Below are 18213 nucleotides of genomic sequence, written 5' to 3'. Positions count from 1 at the left end.
AGGGTTCCCTGTCCCGCTCGGCAAATGATCAGACGTCCGGGTCGGCGTCCCATTCCGTCAGGCTGTAAGCGGTGAGCACCGTCGCCACCAGCCCTGCAAAATAGGCTTTTTCTTTGGTGCCACTCAGACCGCCCAGCAGGGCAGGGAGCGCGAGGAGCGCCGGGGCGCTTGCCAGCTCGATCTTGCCGTGAACCGGAAAAGGGATGGTGCGCTTGAGTCCCAGCGGAAAATCGGTCAGCGCCGTGACCACCAGATACGTCCCAGCAAACAGGGCTGAGGTGCGGCGGGCGGCAGGACTCAGGCCCAGGAGGGGAGGCGCGGCCAGCATCAGGGCGCAGGCAGCATAGTCAACGATTCCGTGGCGGCGCGGCGTGAGGGGTTTCATGCATCTCAGCATCCCGGCCTCAGCTCAAGGCCAGATAGCGGTTGGTTAAAAGGGTCTTCAGGGCAACTTCCGGCCACCATCATCCAGCAGGTGATCAACACAAAACCCCTGACCTGGAGCCGGGGTTTTGTGGTTTTAACTGTGGCGCACTCGACTGGAGTCGAACCAGTGGCCTGCCCCTTAGGAGGGGGCCGCTCTATCCATCTGAGCTACGAGTGCAGGGGGGATGCGGCACACCTGTGCAGCGCCGCAGAGTATAGCAAGCCGGTGCAGATGGGCAAAAGCGTCAGATGCACTCTGATGACAGATTGTGGTGAGTCGAAGGCGAACCTGAGCGGAGCGAATAGCAAAGACTGTGGGCTGGCGGAGATGGACGTGTATCCGGTACTTTTCCAGATAGACGGTAGTCGAAGCCAGCCCACATAACGCTTTTACCGGATTGAGCCGGTGCTCAGCGGTTCATGATGTGAATGGCCTGCTTGTGTACCGCTTCCGCCGCCTCCAGCACACTTTCGCCCAACGTGGGGTGCGCGTGGATGGTCAGGGCGATGTCGGTGGCGGTGGCGGCCATTTCCAGCGCCAGACCGGCCTCACCCAGCAAATCGGAGGCGTGCGGCCCCACGATATGCACACCCAAGAGCAGATCGGAGTCGGCCTCGACGACCATTTTCACGAAGCCGTCGGTTTGCTGGAGGGTCATGGCACGGCCCGACGCACTGAGCGGGAAGGTGCCCGTTTTGACCTTATAGCCCTTGTCTTTGGCTTCCTGCTCGGTCAGGCCCACCCAGGCCAGTTCAGGGCTGGTGTACACCACGCCGGGTATCGCCACAGCGTCCTGCGCGGCGGGTTTTCCGGCGATCACTTCGGCGGCCACCAGACCTTCTTTCATGGCCTTGTGCGCCAGCATGGGGTTTCCGGCCACGTCGCCCACCGAAAAGATGTGGGGAATGTTGGTGCGCTGCTGCAAGTCGGCGGGGATAAAGCCCCGGTCGGTCACGTTCACGCCGGCGGCGGCCATATTCAGGCCATCGGTGCGGGGGCGGCGGCCCACAGCTACCAGCACACGGTCAAAGACCTCAGTGCGCTTCTCGCCGGTCTTCACGCTTTCCAGTTCCACGTGAATGCCGTCGGCCTTTTTCTCGGCCTTGTTCGCCTTCGTCTGCGTCTCGATTTTGATGCCCTGCTTGGTCATGGACTTGGCGAATTCCTTCACCGCGTCGGCGTCGGCCCCCGGAATCACGTTGGGCAGAAACTCGATGACTTTCACGGTGCTGCCCATGTTGTTGTACACATGCGAGAACTCGAAGCCGATGACGCCGCCGCCCACACACAGCATTCGCGCTGGCACGGGGTCAGGCATCACCAGTGCGCCCGTGGAATCCACGATATCCACCTGATTCACGTCCAGGCCTGGCAGTTTGGCGGGTTCGCTGCCGGTAGCAATGATGAAGCTGCCCGCCGTGTAGGTCTTGTCGCCCACTTTCACGGTATGCGCGTCTACAAAGCTGGCCTCGCCGATCAGGTGCGTAATTTTGTTTGCCTTGAACAAGGCTCCCACGCCGCCCGTCAGCTTCTTAACGATTCCGTCTTTCCAGCCGTTCAGCTTGGCAATGTCCATCTTCTGCTCGCCAAAAGTCAGGCCAAAGTCGGCGGCGTGGCGGGCCGCTGCAATTTGCTCGCCCGCGTGCAGCAGGGCTTTGGTAGGAATGCAGCCCACGTTCAGACACACGCCGCCCACCGCCTCGCGCTCGGCGCACGCCACCCGCAATCCAAGCTGCGCGGCGCGAATGGCCGCGTGATACCCGCCGGGGCCAGCACCGATCACCAACACGTCAAAATCCATGCCGGAAGAACCCTGATTCGTCATGGCCGTAGTCTAGCGTTCCCCTGCCCGCCTGCTGTCCCTCCTGACCCGCCCAGCCGGACGCAGACTATTTACACTTGCAAGTGGTGAATGACAGGCAGAGGATACCCGGAAGCCCAGCGTTGGCCGTATCCCCTAAAATAGCCGCGTGAATCCCGACGTTTCTACCGCTGCCGCTCCCACCGTGTTGGTCATCGTGGGGGGCAGCATGGCGGCGGTCAAGGCTCCATCGGTGCTGCGGCGTTTGCGAGAGCGCGGGGCGCGGGTGCAGGTCATCGCCACCCGTGCGGCGCTGGAATTTATTACGCCCCTGAGCTTGGCAACGGCTGCCGACACCGCCGTCGCCACCGATCAAACGTGGTTCGAGCCTCGCCCTGACGCCCAACACCTCACGCTGGCACGGGCGGATGCCGTGGTCATTGTGGGTGCTTCAGCCGATTTGTTGGCGCGGGCGGCGGGCGGGCACGGGGCCGATCTGGCCGCCGCGACGTTGCTCAGCGTGCGCGGCCCGGTGCTGTGGGTTCCGGCCATGAACGAGCAGATGTGGCGGCATCCGGCGGTGCAGGCCAACGCCGCCACCCTACGCGGCTGGGGCCATCAGTTTTTGGGGCCAGAAGTGGGCGCGTTCGGCTCGCGGGGAGAGGGAGCCGGGCTGGGGCGCATGGCCGAACCGGAAGACATCGCGGCGGCAACGCTGGCGTTACTCGCGCCTGCCGTGCCGCAAGACCTCGCGGGCGTGCGGGTGGTGGTGTCGGCTGGCCCCACCCGCGAATACCTTGATCCGGTGCGCTTTATCTCCAATCCCAGCAGCGGCAAGATGGGCTTTGCGGTGGCGCAGGAGGCCCAGTCACGCGGCGCAGAAGTGACGCTGATTACTGGGCCAGTGACCCTGCCCGATCCGGCAGGGGTGCAGGTGGTGCGAATAGAAACGGCGCTGGAAATGAAGGCCGCTGTAGACGAAGCCGCTCAGAATGCTGGAATCGTGGTGATGACTGCCGCCATTGCCGACTACCGCGCCGCCCACCAATCGGGGGAAAAGCAGGCCAAAGTCGCGGGCGACGTGTCCATTCACCTCACGCCCAATCCCGATATTCTGGCCGGGCTGGGAACCGAACAGCCCCACCACCCAGAGCGCGTGTTGGTGGGCTTTGCCATGGAAACGCACGCGGGCGTGGAGCGGGCGGCCCTGAAGGCCCAGCGCAAGAATGCAGACTTTATTCTGCTGAATTACCCCACCCGCGAAGGCACCAGCTTCGGCGGTGACGACAATCAGGTGACCCTCGTGCGTCCCGACGCCACCTTTGAGGACTGGCCCCGCATCAGCAAGCGAGAAGTGGCCCGGAAATTGTTAGACGAAGCGGTGAACATCAGGCAGTCAAAATCTTTTCTCACTGACCACTAACCACTTTCCGCTTGGTTGCATTATTCACCGCATATGCATACTATTGCAGGGTGCTCAGCAAGGATCAGCGCCAAAAGCGCATTCAGGACATCATCGCCCGCGAGAGTGTTTCCACGCAGGCCGACCTCGTCGCGCGGCTGCGGGCCGACGGCGTGCATGTCACCCAGGCCACCGTCAGCCGCGATATCAACGAACTCCGGCTGGTGCGCCTGCCCATCGGCAAGGGCCGCCACCGCTACGCCCTCGCGCAGGTGGCGGGGCACGGCAACGTAGAGGAAGAATTGGCCCGCCTGTTTCAAAACTTCGTGCATGACGTCGACCGGGGAGAAAACGTGTTGGTTATACGCACCGCGGACGGCCACGCCACCGGGGTCGCCCTGCTGCTCGACCGCCTGCGCCGGGACGACATCGTGGGCACGATTGCCGGAGAAGACACCATTTTCGTGGTGGCCCGCACGATTGCCGAGGGCGAGGAATTAATGGAAGAGTTGAATGCGCTGATGATCGGCTAGAGCGTGGAATGTGGCTACGCGTTGATCACGTTCCGATTTTCCGCTTTTACGGCACATCTTCTTCACTTAAATCCGGCACATTCCCGACCGGCACCTGTACATGCGCCACCGTGCCCACGCCCACCTCACTTTCTATCCAGATTCGCCCGCCGTGCGCGTCCACGATGCCCTTGGCAATGCTGAGGCCAAGGCCCGCGCCGCCCTGATCCCGGCTGCGGCTGTCTTCCACGCGGTAAAAGCGGTCAAACAGGCGTTGCAGATGCTCAGGCGCGATGCCGGGGCCATCGTCGCGCACGCTCAGTCGCACTTCTTTGGTTTTGCCCCCAACCACTTCCTGCGGCGTACTTTCCAGCGTAATCGTGGTGGCTCCGGCCTTCAGCGCGTTGCCCACCAGATTGATGATGACCTGCTTCATCCGGTCTGGGTCGCCCTCGAAGGGAACGTCCTCGCCTGTGGCGGTCAGCACCGTGTTCTGTGCCTGTGCCAGAGGAGCCAATTCGCGGGCCACATCGGCCAAAAACAGGCTGGATAAAATTGGCTGATGCGTCAGCGTGAGTGCGCCGCTGTCGGAGCGGGCCAGTTGCAGCAGGCTGGCAATCAGGTTGGTCAGACGTTCGGATTCGCTGCGGATGATGTTCAGGCTTTCCTGCTGTTGCCCGTTGGGACTCGTGCGCCGCAGCAGGTAGCTGGCGTGCCCGCTGATGGCCGTGACCGGGGTTCTGAGTTCGTGGCTGGCATCGGAAGTAAAGCGGCGCTGGGCCTCGAAGGAGCTTTCCAAGCGCCCCAGCATGGCGTTCAGGGCCTGTGCTAAAGCCTGCACTTCATCGCCTGTGGTGGGTTCGGGCACGCGCTCGGTCAGGTTTTGGCCGCCAATGCGCTCGGCAGCCCGCTGAACCAGGCGCAGGGGCCGCATGGCCTGACCCGCCAGCAAATAAGACCCCGCCCCCACCGTCACCAGCCCGGCCAAAAACAGCAGCAGAATCACGCTCTGAAGCTGCGCCAGCGTAAAGGTCAGTGTGGACAAATTGCGGCCCACGTAGGTAATCGCGAAGGTTTCGCGGGCCGTACCAAAGGCGTTGTTTTCTAACAACACTGGAGCCAGCGTGACCAAGACCCGCATAGACACCGGATCGCGGAACTGTTCTTTCACCTGCCGGGTCAGGATCATTTGGCGTCCGGGAGCCGCGATCAGGCGCACCAATTCGGCGTCCGACAAGCGAATGGGAGAGCTGGGGTCAACGCCTACGCTTTGGCGGGTGCCGTCTGCCAACGTGCGAAGGATAGCCAGCAGTTGGGCGCGGTTCTGTTCGGACTTGGCCCGCGCAAACTCTTCGGTCAAGCTGTCCTGGTCATAAAACGCCAGCTGCTCGATTTGAATGGCGGAGTTGGGGAAAAAGTAGCGGGCGGGGCGCAGAAGCACACCCGCGCTGCCACTGTCTCCGTTTCCACTGGCTGCCGATTCCAGCTCGATCTGGCTGTAGATTTTGGTGAATTGGCGGTAGGTGTCTTGCAGTTCCCGGTCCATCCCGCTGATGAGGTTGGTTCTCATCATCAGCAGGGTGGCGAAGGCCACACCTGTCAGCAGCACAGCCAATAGCGCCGTATAGAACAGCGTCAAGCGCCAGCGCAGAGTCACGCCGTCCACCAATGGGCAGCGCGGCAGCGAGAAGGGAAACACATCACGCCCTCCACTCTACCGCGCCCGTAAGTGAGGCTTATTCTTCGCGCAGCACGTAGCCTACGCCGCGTACCGTATGAATCAGGCGGCGCTCTCCGCCCTCTTCCAGTTTGCGGCGTAAGTAGCCTATATACACGTCCACCACGTTGCTGCCGCCCGTATATTCCGGCCAGACTTTCTCTTCAATTTCAAAGCGGCTGAACACTTTGCCGGGATTGCGGGCCAGCAGTTCCAGCAGCTCGAATTCTTTGGCGCTCAGTTCCACGCGGCGCCCCCCACGGAAAATCTCGCGGCCATCCAAATTCATGACCAGATCGGCCACACGGACTTCTCCGGTGACGGCGGGGTTCACGCGGCGAAGGTGGGCACGCACGCGGGCCAGCAGTTCTTCAATAGAAAAGGGCTTGATCAGGTAGTCGTCTGCGCCGCTGTCCAGTCCCTCTACCTTGTCCTGAATCCCGTCCTTGGCGGTCAGAATAATGATGGGGGTGTTGCTGGTCTTGCGAATGCGGCGGGCCACTTCAAGGCCGTCCAGTACGGGCAGCATCAGGTCTAGAATAACAAGGTCGGGGTTAACTTCACGAAATTTAGACAGACCCGTCACGCCGTCGAAGGCCACCTCTGTCGCGTAGCCTTCTGCAGCGAGCTCGAGTTCGATAAAGCGGGCGATGTCTTTCTCATCTTCAATCACGAGGACTAACGGCTTGCGTTCCATAGGGTCAGTCTAGGGAGCGTTCTCATGAGAAGCCGCGCCGTGTGCTTAACCAGCTTTCATGTGGCCGTGTGAATGCTGCTCTGTAGGGGGCCTTAATTGGGCTGTAAAGGCAACGCATTCCGTGTTGAATCCGTGCAAGGACGGCAAGATCCGGGGCGTGTAGTTCACCTGCTGTAAACGGTTCATCTCGGACGCCGTGCCGCACACCAGCGTTTCGCCGGGATCGGCAGCGCTACACAGACGGCAGGCGTAATTGACGGGCAGGCCGTAGGCACTAGGCTGGCCGCCCACCATCCCCGTGATGACCTGGCCCACCGCAACGCCGCTCCGGACTTGAAGGCTTACGCCCAACATGGCCGCCAACGACAGCCGCGCCGATCTCTCATGGGCTTCGAGGGCCGCCGTGATGCCTGCACTCACATTCTGCTCATTCCACAGTGCCAAAACCGCGTCGCCCTGATGTTGCAACACTTGGCCGCCCCGCGCTTCAAAACTCAGGATCAGGACTTGCACAAATTCCGCCATGAGGGAGGTGTAGTAGTCCAGCGGCAATTGGTGCGCCAGGCGCGTGCTGCCCACCAAATCCACCATGACCAGGCAGGCCAATTGAGAGGGCGTGGTCTGCGCCGGAAGGGGGAGCAGCAGGTCAGTAGGCATAGGGATAGCTTGATGATGCCTCAGCCTTCTCCTCACGTAAAGCCCATATCGTCTTCATCTCACCACCATTCAGAACACTGTCAGAAAACTCTCATTTAAGCTTTACCTCTCCAGGCCTCTCAGGCAATGCAGGCGTACTAAGTACATCCTTGTTAAGTTTTAGATCAGGGTGGCTCCGAGGGCTTGGAGGGCGATCAACAAGGCCGCTTGGAGTTCGCTGACGGTGTCGTAACACCGCCGAGGCATCAAGAATCCTTTGAGTCTGCGCCAAGTCGTTTCAATGCGATTGAGCATGGGGCAGTACGCTGGGAGATATCGAAGGAGCATCCCCTTGGCAGCCCAGATCGGCTCTCGTGCTCGAATCGCCTGACCGCGATGAAATGAGGCGTTGTCCAACATCACCACCGTCAACCGAGCGGTTCCTGAACGACGCTGCGCGTCGTCAGACTGTTCAGCGAGGGTGTCCAGATAAGCGATGACATCATCCTGCGTGCAAGACGCGGTCAACTGCCGCACCGCCAAATGCTCACCTTGGGCGTCCACGGCCAGCGTACCAATGAGGTTGATCCGTCCTGAGATCCCCAGCGCGTGGGCACTTTGAACTGCCGTCCGGAACCCCGTGGGAACCAGGAATTGGTGACCGACAGCATCAGTGACAAGCCGGTCTGATCTAAAAACTTGAGGGTGAGTTTGCCATCCAATGCCCCTTTTTTAGCGTCTCGATCGACGCTTGATGCTCATGAATGACATCTGGGTCAGGCACCTGACCCGGGGCGTAGCGTCCCCGCTTCCACGAATAGCCCAGCGCCAGGAGTCGGACGCGGATCGCGTCTCGACTGACCGTGATGCCGAAGCGCTCCTGGAGCGCTTCGGCTAAGAGGTCGCTGTTCCAGAGCCGTTGCTCAGCCAGTCGCTCCTGAAGGTACTGGTCCATCTCTGGGGTGACCCGGCGCGGCGGCCCCGAAGACCGGCCATCCATCAATCCGGGGATGCCACGCTGTTCATAGCGGTCCAGATCATTGTGAACGCTTTGTGGGTTGCGCCCGAAATGCTGTGCGAGGCGCGGTACGGTCATCCCACTGGCGTTCAGACGGACAATGCTCGCTCGCAGACGAACTTTGACGTTGATCCCCGCCCCCAGTTCGAGCTTGCGCAGGGCCGCATCTTCTTCGGAACTCAGCGACAGGTGTCGGGCTGGAGGAGTCATTCCTCAAAGCTTAGCAAGGATATACTTAGAAACCGAGTGCTACGCGTGAAGACAGTAAGTTTAGATGCTTTACTGACTATCTAACTTGCCCCAGAAGGTAAAGAAACTCTTTAATTGTGCGAAAGTTAACGTTGAGAAGGCTGACCTTCTGGGTTTAGGCGCGAAGCTTCAACGCACTGAGTCTTGCTCTATAGCAAACCCATGTAGCAGGGGCAGCGTCTGGAAGGCCACCCAGTCTCCGGGTCGGGCATCGGGCAGCGGCGTAAAACTGGACAGCACCAGTGGCAGCCGCGCCCGAACCACCCAGGAGCGGCGCGACACGTCCAGCACTTCGCCTATGCCTTCCAGCCCCGATATACCGACCACGGTCAATTCTTCGCGGCCCGATTCTGGTATGGGGCGCAGTTCAGTGGCTCCCAGATCAAGAATGCCGTGAACCACCAGTTTGGCGGGGCCGGGGCGCACCGTATACGGGCCGCTGCGGTCAAACAGATAGAGCACCCGCCCGCCTGCCGAAAATTCCAGCAGAGGGCTGCCTTCTCGCTGCGGATAGACCTGACCCACTGCCGCCCAAGCCGCATAGCGCGAGGCGAATTCGGTTTCGGAGCTTTCCAGCGTCACGCGGTTTCCGGAGTCGGGCGGGCGAGCAGCGGGGCGGGGAAGACGGACATTCCCCGGAGTCTAGCGGGCGCTGGGCGTTTCCGTCAGTCTGCTTCTCCAGATTCCAGCCATGCCAGTGTCGGGCGGTCTTCACGGCGCACCGGGGGCGTGCCGTCAGGGAGGGCGTCCAGCAATGTATCGGCCCGCTCCAGCGCAAAGGTGCCCTCCACTTCACGCAGCATATGAATCATGACCAGCCCGCTCAGGCGCTCCAGTTCGGCCCAGGCCCGCGAGTTGGCAGGATACAGATCACGCTCGCGCAGCAGCAGGGTCAGGGCGTGGCGTTCCTCGCCGCTGGCAAAGGCCAGACGAATCTCGTCCGGGACGTTGACCCGGTTCAACCGTTGAGCGTGCGCCACACCACATCCACGATCACGCCCGCCAGCATGGTCAGGGCCAGCCACATGTTCGCGTCGAAAAAGGCGACGTTGGCGCGGGTCAGGTCATTCGGGTTCACGATGCGGTGTTCGTAGAGCAAAATGCCGCCCATTGCCGCTGCCGCGAGGTAATACCACCCGCTGGCCCCCACCGCCGCACCCACCGCCAGCAGCAGCACAAAGGTGAGGGCGTGGCTGCCCGCCGCGATCTTGAGCGCCTGCGGAATGCCGAAGCGCACCGGAATGCTCTTGACGTTGTTGCGCCGATCGAAATCGTAGTCCATGGTGGCGTAAATCACGTCCAGGCCGATCATCCAAAAAATAACGACGGCCCACAGCAGCCAGGCGGGGGGCGCAAATTCCCCCGTGACCGCGATCCAGCCGCCCGCTGCCGCCGCGCCGTCGGTGATGCCCAGCCACGCATGACACAGCCACGTGTACCGCTTGGTGTACGGATAACCGATCAGAAAGACGACGGCCAGCGGCATCAGCCACAGGCACAGCGGGTTCAGTTGGGCCGCCGCAAAGGCCATGACCACCAGGCTAACCACCACCAGCGTCCAGGCCTGCGCGGGCGTGATTTTGCCGCTGGGCACTTCGCGGCCCGCCGTGCGTGGATTTCCTGCATCGATAAAGCGGTCTATGACCCGGTTGGCCCCCATCGCCGCCGTACGGGCCGACGCCATTGCCACCGTGACCCAGATCAGCACGCTCCAGCCCGGCCACCCCGTCCCGTTTGCGGCGAGACTCGCCAGCAGCATCCCCGCGTAAGCAAACGGCAGTGCAAATACCGTGTGCTCAAATTTCACGAGGTCGAGGTAGGTCTTGACTTGGGCGGCGGCATTCATACGCCAAACAGAATACGCCTCTGCTCTCATCTGACCTGAGAGGGGCGTTACAGGCCCGCTTGGGGTGGTTTAAAGAAGCGTGGCTCGCAGGACTGTTGCCTCAGCCAGCTTCTTTTCCGGGCAACTGGCCTACCTGTCTGCCCGTGTCCAGATCAGGGTGTCGCTGGGCAATTGCCACCACACCAGAAGGGCCGGATAGAGCAGGGCATACAGCTGGAGCCTGCGCCGGGCCTGTCAGACGAAGGTCAATGACGCTTCAGCGCGTTTTTGGCTGTAACACCAATGCCTGAGTTTCTTTCACCACGCTCAGGCTTCTCAACATATTTTTGTCCAGATCCCCGGCCTGGGCCAGCGCCTCGGCCTTTTTGCGGTCAATGGTCGCCACCTCCAGCGCCGCGGCGTCCCCAAAGACTTCCCGGAAGCGTTCTACGGGATATTCGACCCGACGCGAAACTTTCAGGGTGGCGCGGTACAGGTCGGTCTCGGCCTGCTCACCCGTCTGAAGTGCCGCCTTGATCTGTACGCCCAGTGCCTCTTTTTCGGCTTCCAGACCCAGCATGGTGTCGCGCAACATGGCGTAGCGCTCGAGCAGTTCGGCCAGTGTGGGTTCCTGGGTGGGGTCGAGTGTGTCCATTATGTTCCTAGCATAGTGGCTGGCGGCAACAGGGAGCTGTCTAAACCCGGTGCAGCCCCGTTCTCCTAAGATGGAAAGCGTGACTGATCCGATTCCTACCGACTCCCAAGCCGACCTGGAGCGCCGCATTGTGGACGCTGTGCGCCGGGGGGCCAGCATGGAAGACATCGCGGCCCTCAAAAATGCCGATGTGCAGACGCCAGATGCCGCGATTCAGGCCCTCAAGGACGGCAACGCCCGGTTCTTTTCGGGGCAGGGGGGCAACCCGGATGTGGGGGCCAACCAACGCCGCGCCCAGATCATGCGCCAGACGCCCTACGCCGCCATTCTGGCGTGCAGCGACAGCCGTGTGCCTGTAGAACTGGTCTTCGATCAGGGCCTCGGTCAACTGTTCGTGGTGCGCGTGGCGGGCAACGTGGTGGGCGAGTCGGGCCTCGGCACGCTGGAATACGCCATCAAGCATCTGGATATTCAACTGATCATGGTGCTGGGGCATGAGGGTTGCGGCGCAGTGGCAGCGGCTTTGCTTCCGCCAGAACAGGTGGCGCAGGAGCCAGAGCATCTGCGGAAACTGATCGAGAAAATCCAGCCGTGTGTGAGCCAGATGCCCCCAATCAGAGACAAAAAAGCCCGGATGCGTGAGGCGGTGCTCAACAACGTGCGTTATCAGGCCGATGTGCTGCGGCATACGCCCTACATTTCTGCCTCAGAGAAATCCGGCCAAATCCGCGTCATCGGCGCGTTCTACGAAATCGGCTCCGGCGCAGTGGACTTTTTGACCGAGGAAGAAGACTTACGGGTGTGAACCAGGCTGAGCTGCCATTGGCCTTGCGACTTGAACGCTTGAACCGTTTCATTGATCGTCTTGACGCGGTTATTTCAGACGACATCAAAGTGTATGTAGAGATCAATTCGGTGATCGTTCAGCACCAATCGTCATCTACCCAGATGTTTTTTATAGAGACTGAGGTTGAAGAAGACAGAGCGTTCAGGATTTTGGATCAGATTCAGGTGCTTTACGCGGATCTCAAGTCTGAGTATTGGCCGCAGCTTGGGCAAGCGCGGCTGGAATACCGTGTCATCAGCACCGGCGATGGTTTAGAGCTTGAATTCAGATTGCCCTGACTTATGTGCGTTGCACCAAACAGCAAAAACCCCCCGAACTGGGGGGCGTTGACTTGAAGTCTGACCTTAGACAGCCAGAACTTGACGGCCATCGTAATATCCGCAGCTGGGGCAGATGTGATGGCTCAGTTTCTTGGCGTGGCAGTGGGGGCAGGCGTTCAGGTTGGGGGCCACAAGGGCGTGGTGGCTGCGGCGCATATCGCGCTTGCTCTTGCTGGTTTTCTTCTTGGGAACGGGATGCTTGGCCATGTTGGATTCTCCTTGTGCCGCTCGGCGTTTCTCGCCGGGGCGCGCTCTGCCCGCCGGGGTGTTTTCGTGCTGGTGTGCCGGAGGGCGCGGCCAACATCGGGCGGAAGAGACAACAGGCGGGAGTATAGCACGCCGCGCAGAGTAAGGGTTTGGAGTGCAGGACAGCATTGGCTTTTCCCCTGTGGTGAGGGGCTGTTCCGGGGTGTGGCCCGCTCCAGTGCAGGAGATACAGTGCGGAGCGTGCATGAACTGATTCCGCCCGTCACGCTGGCACTGGGCCTGAGATTGCTGGATTTGCTGGGCATCCTGGCCTTCAGCATGTCGGGGGCACTCTTGGGCGTCCGCAAACGCTTCGATTTGTTCGGAGTGGTGGTGCTGGGCTGCGTCACAGCGGTCGGCGGCGGAGCCATCCGGGACACTCTCACCGGCCAGACGCCCCCCCTTTTTCTACGTGATGAAACCTACCTGTGGGTGGCCCTGGCCGGGGCAGGCTTGGCCTTCGCCTTCGGAGAACGGCTGGCCCGTTTTGAGCGCACCCTCAATATCTTCGACACGGTAGGACTGGCCTTGTTCGCCGCTTCAGGCGCAATCGGGGCCATTAATTTTGGGCTGGGGCCATTGGGCGTCATTTTTGTGGGCATGCTCAGCGGCGTGGGCGGCGGCATTATCCGCGACCTGATCGCCAACGAAGTGCCAGAAGTCATGTACCGCCGCGACCAGCTCTATGCCACCGCTGCGGCTTTGGGAGCGTTGGCGGTGTTACTGCTGTATCCGCATGTCACGCCGTTTCAGGCGCAGTTGGCGGGGGCGTTGGTCGTTATCGGGGTGCGCTGGGTGTCTCGGCGGGGGTGGGTGCAGCTTCCGGTTCGGCGGCTGCCGGGGGGCTAGGGTCTGGGCCTGCTGCGGCGATTCTTCGTCCAGCACGCGGTTTTTGGGCTTGTCCCGCGTTGGCTTCCCCTACCTCCCAGCCTCCGCCCCCACAGAGATCAGGGGAGTTTGTCGCTGCGCTCGGCAGCATTGATCTTGTCGCGTCCACACTCGGCTCAATCGTTCACCTGAAGCGGAATCGCCAATCGTCTTTAAACTGGAAGTGGCCCGCGCGTTGCACGCACCTTGGGGCCTCACACGGATGGGGGTGGTGCTTTTGTGTTTATCACAAAGAAGACCAAGCTCTCGACACAGCCACTCAAGTTATTCACTCCACGATCCATCCCACACCCGCACTATTCCCCACCATCCGCTCCCACCCCTTCGCGGCACAATCGGCGCATGATTCACGAGTCGCGGGTGCAGCAACTTCGGGCGGGCGGGCCGGATAGTCGGGGCGGATTTGTGCTGCTGTGGGTGCAGGCCAGCGTGCGCGTCACCGACAATCACGCGCTGGAATACGCGGTTCGGGAGGCCAACCGACTTGGGCTGCCACTCGCCGCCGTGTTCGGCCTCACACCCAGTTTTCCGGAGGCCAATAGCCGCCATTATCAATTCCTGTTGGAAGGCTTGCGCGACCTCTCGGCGGGCTTGGCGGCACGCGGGATTCCCTTCAGCGTGCGCCTCGGCTCTCCGCCCGATGTGGTGCTGGCGGCCTCGGCGGGCGCGGCGTTGGTGGTCACAGACCGGGGATATCTGCGAATTCAGCGCGAATGGCGCACGACCCTCGCAGAGCGCCTGACCGTGCCGCTGGTGCAGGTGGAAGCCGAGGCCCTGATTCCCGTACAGACCGTCAGCCCCAAGCAGGAATACGCTGCCCGCACCATTCGGCCCAAGATTCACCGCCTCTGGCACGACTATTTTGTGCCTCTGGAAACGCATGAGCTGAAGCGGCAGATGCAGGGCTGGCCCACCGACCTCGTGCTGCCCCTCTTGGATGTCTCTGATCCCTCGGCCACTGTGAAGACCCTGCCGCTGGATTTCAGTGTGGGCCTCAGCCGTGAGACGGGCGGAGAGGTGGCTGCCTTGGCCCGCCTGAGCGCCTTCGTGGGCCAGCAACTCGCCGGGTACGCCGACACCCGCAGCGATCCCACGCAGGACGGCAGCAGCCGCCTCAGCGCCTTCCTACATTACGGGCAACTCTCGCCCCTGACGGCGGCGCTGGCCGCCCGCGAACACGGTGGGCCGGGGGCCGACACCTTTCTGGAAGAACTGATCGTGCGGCGCGAACTGAGTTTCAACCTTTGCCAGTACAACCCGCACTACGACACCTACGACGGCCTGCCTGACTGGGCCAAGAAAACGCTGGAAGACCACGCCGGAGACAGGCGCGAAGTCCTGTACACCCGCGAGCAGCTTGACCGCGCCGAAACGCATGACCCGTACTGGAACGCCTCGCAAAACGAGATGGTCAGAACCGGGCGGATGCACAACTACATGCGGATGTACTGGGGCAAAAAGGTTCTGGAATGGACGGCCACGCCCCGTGAGGCGCACGCCCACCTGATCGCCCTGAACAACCGCTACGAGCAAGATGGCCGCAACGCCAACAGTTTCGCGGGCATCAGCTGGGTGTTTGGGCTGCATGACCGTCCGTGGACACGCCGCCCAATTTTTGGCACGGTGCGTTACATGAATGCGGGCGGCCTGAAGCGCAAATTTGATGCAGATGCCTATGCGCGGCGGTGGGCGTAAATTGAAGTTATCAATAAAGCGCATGGAGGCAAAATGACAAGGATCAAAGAAGGCTTGGATTTGCTTTTGAGCGATCTGGAAGAGGTCGAGCAGCTTGAGCTAGACGCCGTCACGCTCAATGGGTATTTCGGAGAGCGGCCTGTCACTGAGAAGCAGATGGAAGCTGTTGTACAACGGCTTGGTGAGGCCGGATATAGCATACAGACTGTACATCTTGTCTTCAAAGATGTCGAGGGTTATCGAGCGTTCCCCACATTGCCCTCGCCAATGCCAATAGAGGCTTCTGCCAGGAGTTTGCGGGCGCTGAGCATTCGCCAGCCACATATCGAACGGATTTTTCAGGGTGCAAAAAATATTGAATATCGATCTTGGCAGGTCAAAGAATCGGGGCCACTGCTACTACACGCCTCAAATACCCGCGAAGCGCCCGAAGTGTTTGCCGAAGCAGACATCGCCTCTCCGGAAGAATTGCCGTACGGCTCACTGGTGGGAATAGTAGATGTCGTAGAGTGCCTCTACAACGCAGAAAATGAGGATTACGAATGGTTGTTGGCCCATCCACGGCGTTTTCGGGTTCCCATCCCGTACAAAGGGGCAGCCGGAATTTTTCGTGTTCCTGTGACCACCGTTGAGCAGGCTCTTGCACAACTGGTGTGATTTCTCTACTGGTGGGTTACCCTGACCCCTTATGACGCCCGAGCGCTTTCAAAAAATCATGCGGGTGCTGGGCAAGCGCCAGCCGACCCTGAGTGTCCTGATGGACGAGGTCAACAAGCCCCACAATTTCAGCGCCATCCTGCGAACCTGCGACGCGGTGGGCGTGTTGACCGCCCACGCCGTGCCGCCCAAAAGTGGCGAGATGCCCAGCTTCGGCTCCAGCGCCTACGAGGCCACGTCGGGCAGCGCCCACAAGTGGGTGAAGGTGCAGCCACACGCCGACGCCGTGAGTGCCGTGCGCGAGTTGCAGGCGCAGGGCGTACAGGTCTTGGCGACCCACCTCAGCCAGCGCAGCGTGGACTACCGCACCCCCGATTACACCCGGCCCACCTGCGTGCTGCTAGGTGCAGAAAAATGGGGTGTGTCCGATGCGGCGGCGGAAGCGGCAGATGGCAACATCATCATCCCGATGTTTGGCATGGTGCAGAGCCTGAACGTGTCGGTTGCGGCGGCCACGATCCTGTTTGAAGCCCAACGCCAACGCCTCGCCGCCGGAATGTACGACACGCCCCAACTTGCACCGGATGATCTGACCCGGATTGCCTTCGAGTGGGGCTATCCCGATCTGGCCGCCGGCTACCGCGAGCGCGGCGAGGCTTACCCCGCGCTGGATGAAGAAGGCCAGTTTGCGCGGCCTGAATAATTGAAAGCCCTCTATCTTGAGGGGGAAGGGTTGGGACTCGTAAAGCTACGGATGTAGAGGAGTGAGCGAGCGAAGCGAGTGCCCTGCTTAGACCGCTAGACGCCCTTCCCCTAGACCCCTGACCGCTCCTGAGGGTGTAACAGTTACACTTTCTGGCATGAGCGATCTTCTGGATACCGTGCGCGGACTGGCCAAGAAAACCGACAGCAAAATCCTGATGGTGGTGCTGGACGGCGTGGGCGGCTTGCCCCTGACACTCGGCGGCGACACCGAACTGGCCACCGCCAAAACGCCGAATCTGGATGCGTTGGCCGCAGCTTCACAGCTTGGGCTGGCGGAACTGGTGGGTGCAGGCATCACCCCCGGCAGCGGCCCCGGCCACCTCAGCCTGTTCGGCTACGACCCGCTGCATTACGTGGTGGGGCGCGGCGCTCTGAGTGCTGTGGGCATCGGCGTGAAGCTGGGGGCCGGAGACGTGGCCGTGCGCGGCAACTTCGCCACCCTGAGCGCAGGCCGAATCGTGAATGACCGCCGCGCCGGACGCCCCAGCGATGAAAAGAACGCGGAAATTGTGGCCAAGCTGCGTGGAGCCATTGCCCAAATTGACGGTACGCCCGTGGAGATCTACACCGAATCCGAGCACCGTTTCGTGGTGGTGTTCCGGGCGGTGGGGGGCGTGCCACTTGGCGCGAATATCAGCGACGTAGACCCGCAGGATACGGGCGTGCAGCCTATGACCGCAGTGGCCCAAGATCCGGCCAGCGACAAGACAGCCCACTTGGTCAATACGTTCGTGGCCCGCGCCGAAGCCGCCCTCAGCGCCGAAACTCAGGTCAACGGCGTGCTGTTCCGGGGCTACAGCGATGTGCCCCACTTCCCCTCCTTCGATGCCGCCTACCAGTTGCGTGCGGCCTGTATCGCCAGCTATCCCATGTACAAGGGACTCGCCAGTTTGGTCGGGATGGATGTGCTGCCCGTAGAGGGCCACGAAGACGCTCTGGAAGGCAAAGTTGCCGCCCTGACCGAAAACTGGGCCAAGTACGACTTCTTCTACTTCCACGTCAAAAAGACCGATTCCACGGGCGAAGACGGCGATTTTGCGGCCAAGGTCAAAAAGATCGAACTGTTTGACGCACTGCTGCCCCAACTGCTGGCCCTCAAGCCCGACGTGCTGTGCATCGTGGGAGATCATTCGACGCCCAGCAAGCTCGCCAGCCACTCCTGGCACCCCGTCCCATTCCTGATTCACAGCGAGCATGGCCGTAAAGACGTGGCGACCCGCTACACCGAAGAAGAAGCTGGACGGGGCAGCCTGGGCCTCCGCAAAGGCACGGACATCATGCCTCTATTGATGGCGAACGCGCTGAAACTGAACAAATACGGAGCGTAAACAATCGGTAACAAGGTCAGTAGGAAGTGGGTGAAGGGCTTAGAGCTTGGATGTTCTTGCCCTTCACCCACTGTTCTTATCCAAATTGCAGTTCCTGTTGCTCTACTCCTCCAAAAAGTCCGTAATCACCCGGTTCAGCGCCCACCAGCCCTGGGGCGTAGCCCGCAACGTGTCGCCTTCCAAGGCCAACAAGCCCCGCTTTATGTTGGCCTTGATCGGCTTGGCATAGCGTCCGGCCACGTCCAGTCCACTGCGCTGCATCAGGTCACTCAGGCTGATGCCCTGCTGTACCCGCAGGCCCATGAACAGGGCGTCGGTCACGTACTCCTCGGCATCTATAGGAAGTGTCTCGCCTTGCGCCCCGGTCAGCCACTCATGCAGATGGAGATTGGTGCGGCGCTGGCCTAACAATTCCGCCTCGCCTTCTGCCCCCTGTTTTTCCACCGGCTGTTTTGCCAACGGATAGTGGCCCGCTGCCCCCGGCCCCAGGCCCAGGTAAAAGCGGTTGCCCCAGTACGCCAGATTGTG

The 18213-nt window shown here is 61.2% G+C and carries 22 protein-coding genes and 1 tRNA gene (1 of these 23 only partly in view); 9 read left to right on the top strand and 14 right to left on the bottom strand.

Annotated elements, in window-relative coordinates; translation table 11 throughout:
* Nucleotides 1-28: 28 nt before the first annotated feature.
* The 3 genes from M1R55_RS06265 to lpdA form a co-directional block, all read right to left on the bottom strand.
* On the bottom strand, nt 29-385 hold the full coding sequence (locus tag M1R55_RS06265; RefSeq protein ID WP_249393829.1) for a hypothetical protein: 357 nt from the start codon (nt 383-385) through the stop codon (nt 29-31).
* A 142-nt stretch (nt 386-527) separates the two neighbouring features.
* Nucleotides 528-604: transfer RNA gene (locus M1R55_RS06260), tRNA-Arg, on the bottom strand.
* A gap of 232 nt (nt 605-836) precedes the next feature.
* Nucleotides 837-2228, bottom strand: a complete 1392-nt coding sequence (lpdA, locus tag M1R55_RS06255; RefSeq protein ID WP_249394150.1) for a dihydrolipoyl dehydrogenase — start codon at nt 2226-2228, stop codon at nt 837-839.
* A 229-nt stretch (nt 2229-2457) separates the two neighbouring features.
* Between lpdA and coaBC the strand changes: the two genes are divergently transcribed.
* A complete protein-coding gene (gene coaBC / locus M1R55_RS06250) occupies nt 2458-3651 on the top strand; it encodes a bifunctional phosphopantothenoylcysteine decarboxylase/phosphopantothenate--cysteine ligase CoaBC (RefSeq protein ID WP_249394149.1) in 1194 nt (397 codons plus the stop codon).
* Nucleotides 3652-3701: 50 nt separating this feature from the next.
* Nucleotides 3702-4163, top strand: coding sequence for an arginine repressor (gene argR / locus M1R55_RS06245; RefSeq protein ID WP_064013570.1), 462 nt, complete (start codon nt 3702-3704; stop codon nt 4161-4163).
* A 46-nt stretch (nt 4164-4209) separates the two neighbouring features.
* On the opposite strand, the gene M1R55_RS06240 is transcribed toward argR, so the two are convergent.
* From M1R55_RS06240 to M1R55_RS06200, 9 genes are all read right to left on the bottom strand, one after another.
* Nucleotides 4210-5811 carry a sensor histidine kinase gene (locus M1R55_RS06240; RefSeq protein WP_371827181.1) on the bottom strand — a complete coding sequence of 534 codons (1602 nt, stop codon included), beginning with the start codon at nt 5809-5811 and terminating at the stop codon, nt 4210-4212.
* A gap of 67 nt (nt 5812-5878) precedes the next feature.
* On the bottom strand, nt 5879-6556 hold the full coding sequence (locus tag M1R55_RS06235) for a response regulator transcription factor (RefSeq protein ID WP_010887388.1): 678 nt from the start codon (nt 6554-6556) through the stop codon (nt 5879-5881).
* 45 nt (nt 6557-6601) lie between these two features.
* On the bottom strand, nt 6602-7213 hold the full coding sequence (locus M1R55_RS06230; RefSeq protein ID WP_249393828.1) for an adenylate/guanylate cyclase domain-containing protein: 612 nt from the start codon (nt 7211-7213) through the stop codon (nt 6602-6604).
* Between the two features lie 159 nt (nt 7214-7372).
* The gene (locus M1R55_RS06225; protein ID WP_249393827.1) at nt 7373-7756 is read right to left on the bottom strand and encodes a transposase; all 384 of its coding nucleotides are present in this window, start codon (nt 7754-7756) and stop codon (nt 7373-7375) included.
* A 127-nt stretch (nt 7757-7883) separates the two neighbouring features.
* Nucleotides 7884-8420: a helix-turn-helix domain-containing protein gene (locus tag M1R55_RS06220; RefSeq protein ID WP_249393826.1), complete on the bottom strand. Its 537-nt coding sequence runs from the start codon at nt 8418-8420 to the stop codon at nt 7884-7886.
* 168 nt (nt 8421-8588) lie between these two features.
* A complete protein-coding gene (locus M1R55_RS06215; RefSeq protein WP_249393825.1) occupies nt 8589-9041 on the bottom strand; it encodes a hypothetical protein in 453 nt (150 codons plus the stop codon).
* Nucleotides 9042-9124: 83 nt separating this feature from the next.
* Nucleotides 9125-9439: a hypothetical protein gene (locus M1R55_RS06210; RefSeq protein ID WP_249393824.1), complete on the bottom strand. Its 315-nt coding sequence runs from the start codon at nt 9437-9439 to the stop codon at nt 9125-9127.
* Nucleotides 9418-10305, bottom strand: a complete 888-nt coding sequence (gene mqnP, locus M1R55_RS06205) for a menaquinone biosynthesis prenyltransferase MqnP (RefSeq protein ID WP_249393823.1) — start codon at nt 10303-10305, stop codon at nt 9418-9420. Before mqnP ends, M1R55_RS06210 begins: the two co-directional genes overlap by 22 nt.
* Nucleotides 10306-10561: 256 nt before the next feature.
* Nucleotides 10562-10939: a hypothetical protein gene (locus M1R55_RS06200; protein WP_249393822.1), complete on the bottom strand. Its 378-nt coding sequence runs from the start codon at nt 10937-10939 to the stop codon at nt 10562-10564.
* Between the two features lie 70 nt (nt 10940-11009).
* Between M1R55_RS06200 and M1R55_RS06195 the strand changes: the two genes are divergently transcribed.
* Both M1R55_RS06195 and M1R55_RS06190 read left to right on the top strand, forming a co-directional pair.
* Nucleotides 11010-11744, top strand: a complete 735-nt coding sequence (locus M1R55_RS06195) for a carbonic anhydrase (protein ID WP_249393821.1) — start codon at nt 11010-11012, stop codon at nt 11742-11744.
* Nucleotides 11741-12064: a hypothetical protein gene (locus M1R55_RS06190; protein WP_249393820.1), complete on the top strand. Its 324-nt coding sequence runs from the start codon at nt 11741-11743 to the stop codon at nt 12062-12064. The genes M1R55_RS06195 and M1R55_RS06190 overlap by 4 nt, the downstream gene beginning before the upstream one ends.
* Nucleotides 12065-12130: 66 nt before the next feature.
* Here the strand turns inward: M1R55_RS06190 and rpmF are convergent, their stop codons facing one another.
* A complete protein-coding gene (gene rpmF / locus M1R55_RS06185) occupies nt 12131-12313 on the bottom strand; it encodes a 50S ribosomal protein L32 (protein ID WP_019012263.1) in 183 nt (60 codons plus the stop codon).
* A gap of 240 nt (nt 12314-12553) precedes the next feature.
* Between rpmF and M1R55_RS06180 the strand changes: the two genes are divergently transcribed.
* From M1R55_RS06180 to M1R55_RS06160, 5 genes are all read left to right on the top strand, one after another.
* Nucleotides 12554-13201 carry a trimeric intracellular cation channel family protein gene (locus M1R55_RS06180; protein ID WP_249393819.1) on the top strand — a complete coding sequence of 216 codons (648 nt, stop codon included), beginning with the start codon at nt 12554-12556 and terminating at the stop codon, nt 13199-13201.
* 381 nt (nt 13202-13582) lie between these two features.
* Nucleotides 13583-14935 carry a deoxyribodipyrimidine photo-lyase gene (locus M1R55_RS06175; protein WP_249393818.1) on the top strand — a complete coding sequence of 451 codons (1353 nt, stop codon included), beginning with the start codon at nt 13583-13585 and terminating at the stop codon, nt 14933-14935.
* Between the two features lie 33 nt (nt 14936-14968).
* On the top strand, nt 14969-15592 hold the full coding sequence (locus tag M1R55_RS06170) for an ASCH domain-containing protein (protein WP_249393817.1): 624 nt from the start codon (nt 14969-14971) through the stop codon (nt 15590-15592).
* A 31-nt stretch (nt 15593-15623) separates the two neighbouring features.
* Nucleotides 15624-16295: a tRNA (guanosine(18)-2'-O)-methyltransferase TrmH gene (gene trmH / locus M1R55_RS06165; RefSeq protein ID WP_249393816.1), complete on the top strand. Its 672-nt coding sequence runs from the start codon at nt 15624-15626 to the stop codon at nt 16293-16295.
* 157 nt (nt 16296-16452) lie between these two features.
* On the top strand, nt 16453-17685 hold the full coding sequence (locus tag M1R55_RS06160) for a 2,3-bisphosphoglycerate-independent phosphoglycerate mutase (protein WP_249393815.1): 1233 nt from the start codon (nt 16453-16455) through the stop codon (nt 17683-17685).
* 102 nt (nt 17686-17787) lie between these two features.
* Here the strand turns inward: M1R55_RS06160 and hemW are convergent, their stop codons facing one another.
* Nucleotides 17788-18213: the end of a radical SAM family heme chaperone HemW gene (gene hemW / locus M1R55_RS06155; RefSeq protein WP_249394147.1), read on the bottom strand. Its footprint extends 747 nt past the window's final position; 426 of the gene's 1173 nt are visible here — the last part of the coding sequence; its start codon lies off the right edge, out of view — the gene reads right to left on this strand; it ends in the stop codon at nt 17788-17790.

The sequence above is a fragment of the Deinococcus sp. QL22 genome (assembly GCF_023370075.1).
GTDB lineage: Bacteria > Deinococcota > Deinococci > Deinococcales > Deinococcaceae > Deinococcus.
This window is presented reverse-complemented; position numbering and strand designations above follow the sequence as displayed.

Coding starts and splice junctions, on each gene's coding strand:
- M1R55_RS06265 (WP_249393829.1), bottom strand. CDS start 385: ATGAAACCCCTCACGCCGCGCCGCCACGGAATCGTTGACTATGCTGCC.
- lpdA (WP_249394150.1), bottom strand. CDS start 2,228: ATGGATTTTGACGTGTTGGTGATCGGTGCTGGCCCCGGCGGGTATCAC.
- coaBC (WP_249394149.1), top strand. CDS start 2,458: ATGGCGGCGGTCAAGGCTCCATCGGTGCTGCGGCGTTTGCGAGAGCGC.
- M1R55_RS06235 (WP_010887388.1), bottom strand. CDS start 6,556: ATGGAACGCAAGCCGTTAGTCCTCGTGATTGAAGATGAGAAAGACATC.
- M1R55_RS06230 (WP_249393828.1), bottom strand. CDS start 7,213: ATGCCTACTGACCTGCTGCTCCCCCTTCCGGCGCAGACCACGCCCTCT.
- M1R55_RS06220 (WP_249393826.1), bottom strand. CDS start 8,420: ATGACTCCTCCAGCCCGACACCTGTCGCTGAGTTCCGAAGAAGATGCG.
- mqnP (WP_249393823.1), bottom strand. CDS start 10,305: ATGAATGCCGCCGCCCAAGTCAAGACCTACCTCGACCTCGTGAAATTT.
- M1R55_RS06200 (WP_249393822.1), bottom strand. CDS start 10,939: ATGGACACACTCGACCCCACCCAGGAACCCACACTGGCCGAACTGCTC.
- M1R55_RS06195 (WP_249393821.1), top strand. CDS start 11,010: ATGGAAAGCGTGACTGATCCGATTCCTACCGACTCCCAAGCCGACCTG.
- rpmF (WP_019012263.1), bottom strand. CDS start 12,313: ATGGCCAAGCATCCCGTTCCCAAGAAGAAAACCAGCAAGAGCAAGCGC.
- M1R55_RS06175 (WP_249393818.1), top strand. CDS start 13,583: ATGATTCACGAGTCGCGGGTGCAGCAACTTCGGGCGGGCGGGCCGGAT.
- M1R55_RS06170 (WP_249393817.1), top strand. CDS start 14,969: ATGACAAGGATCAAAGAAGGCTTGGATTTGCTTTTGAGCGATCTGGAA.
- trmH (WP_249393816.1), top strand. CDS start 15,624: ATGACGCCCGAGCGCTTTCAAAAAATCATGCGGGTGCTGGGCAAGCGC.
- M1R55_RS06160 (WP_249393815.1), top strand. CDS start 16,453: ATGAGCGATCTTCTGGATACCGTGCGCGGACTGGCCAAGAAAACCGAC.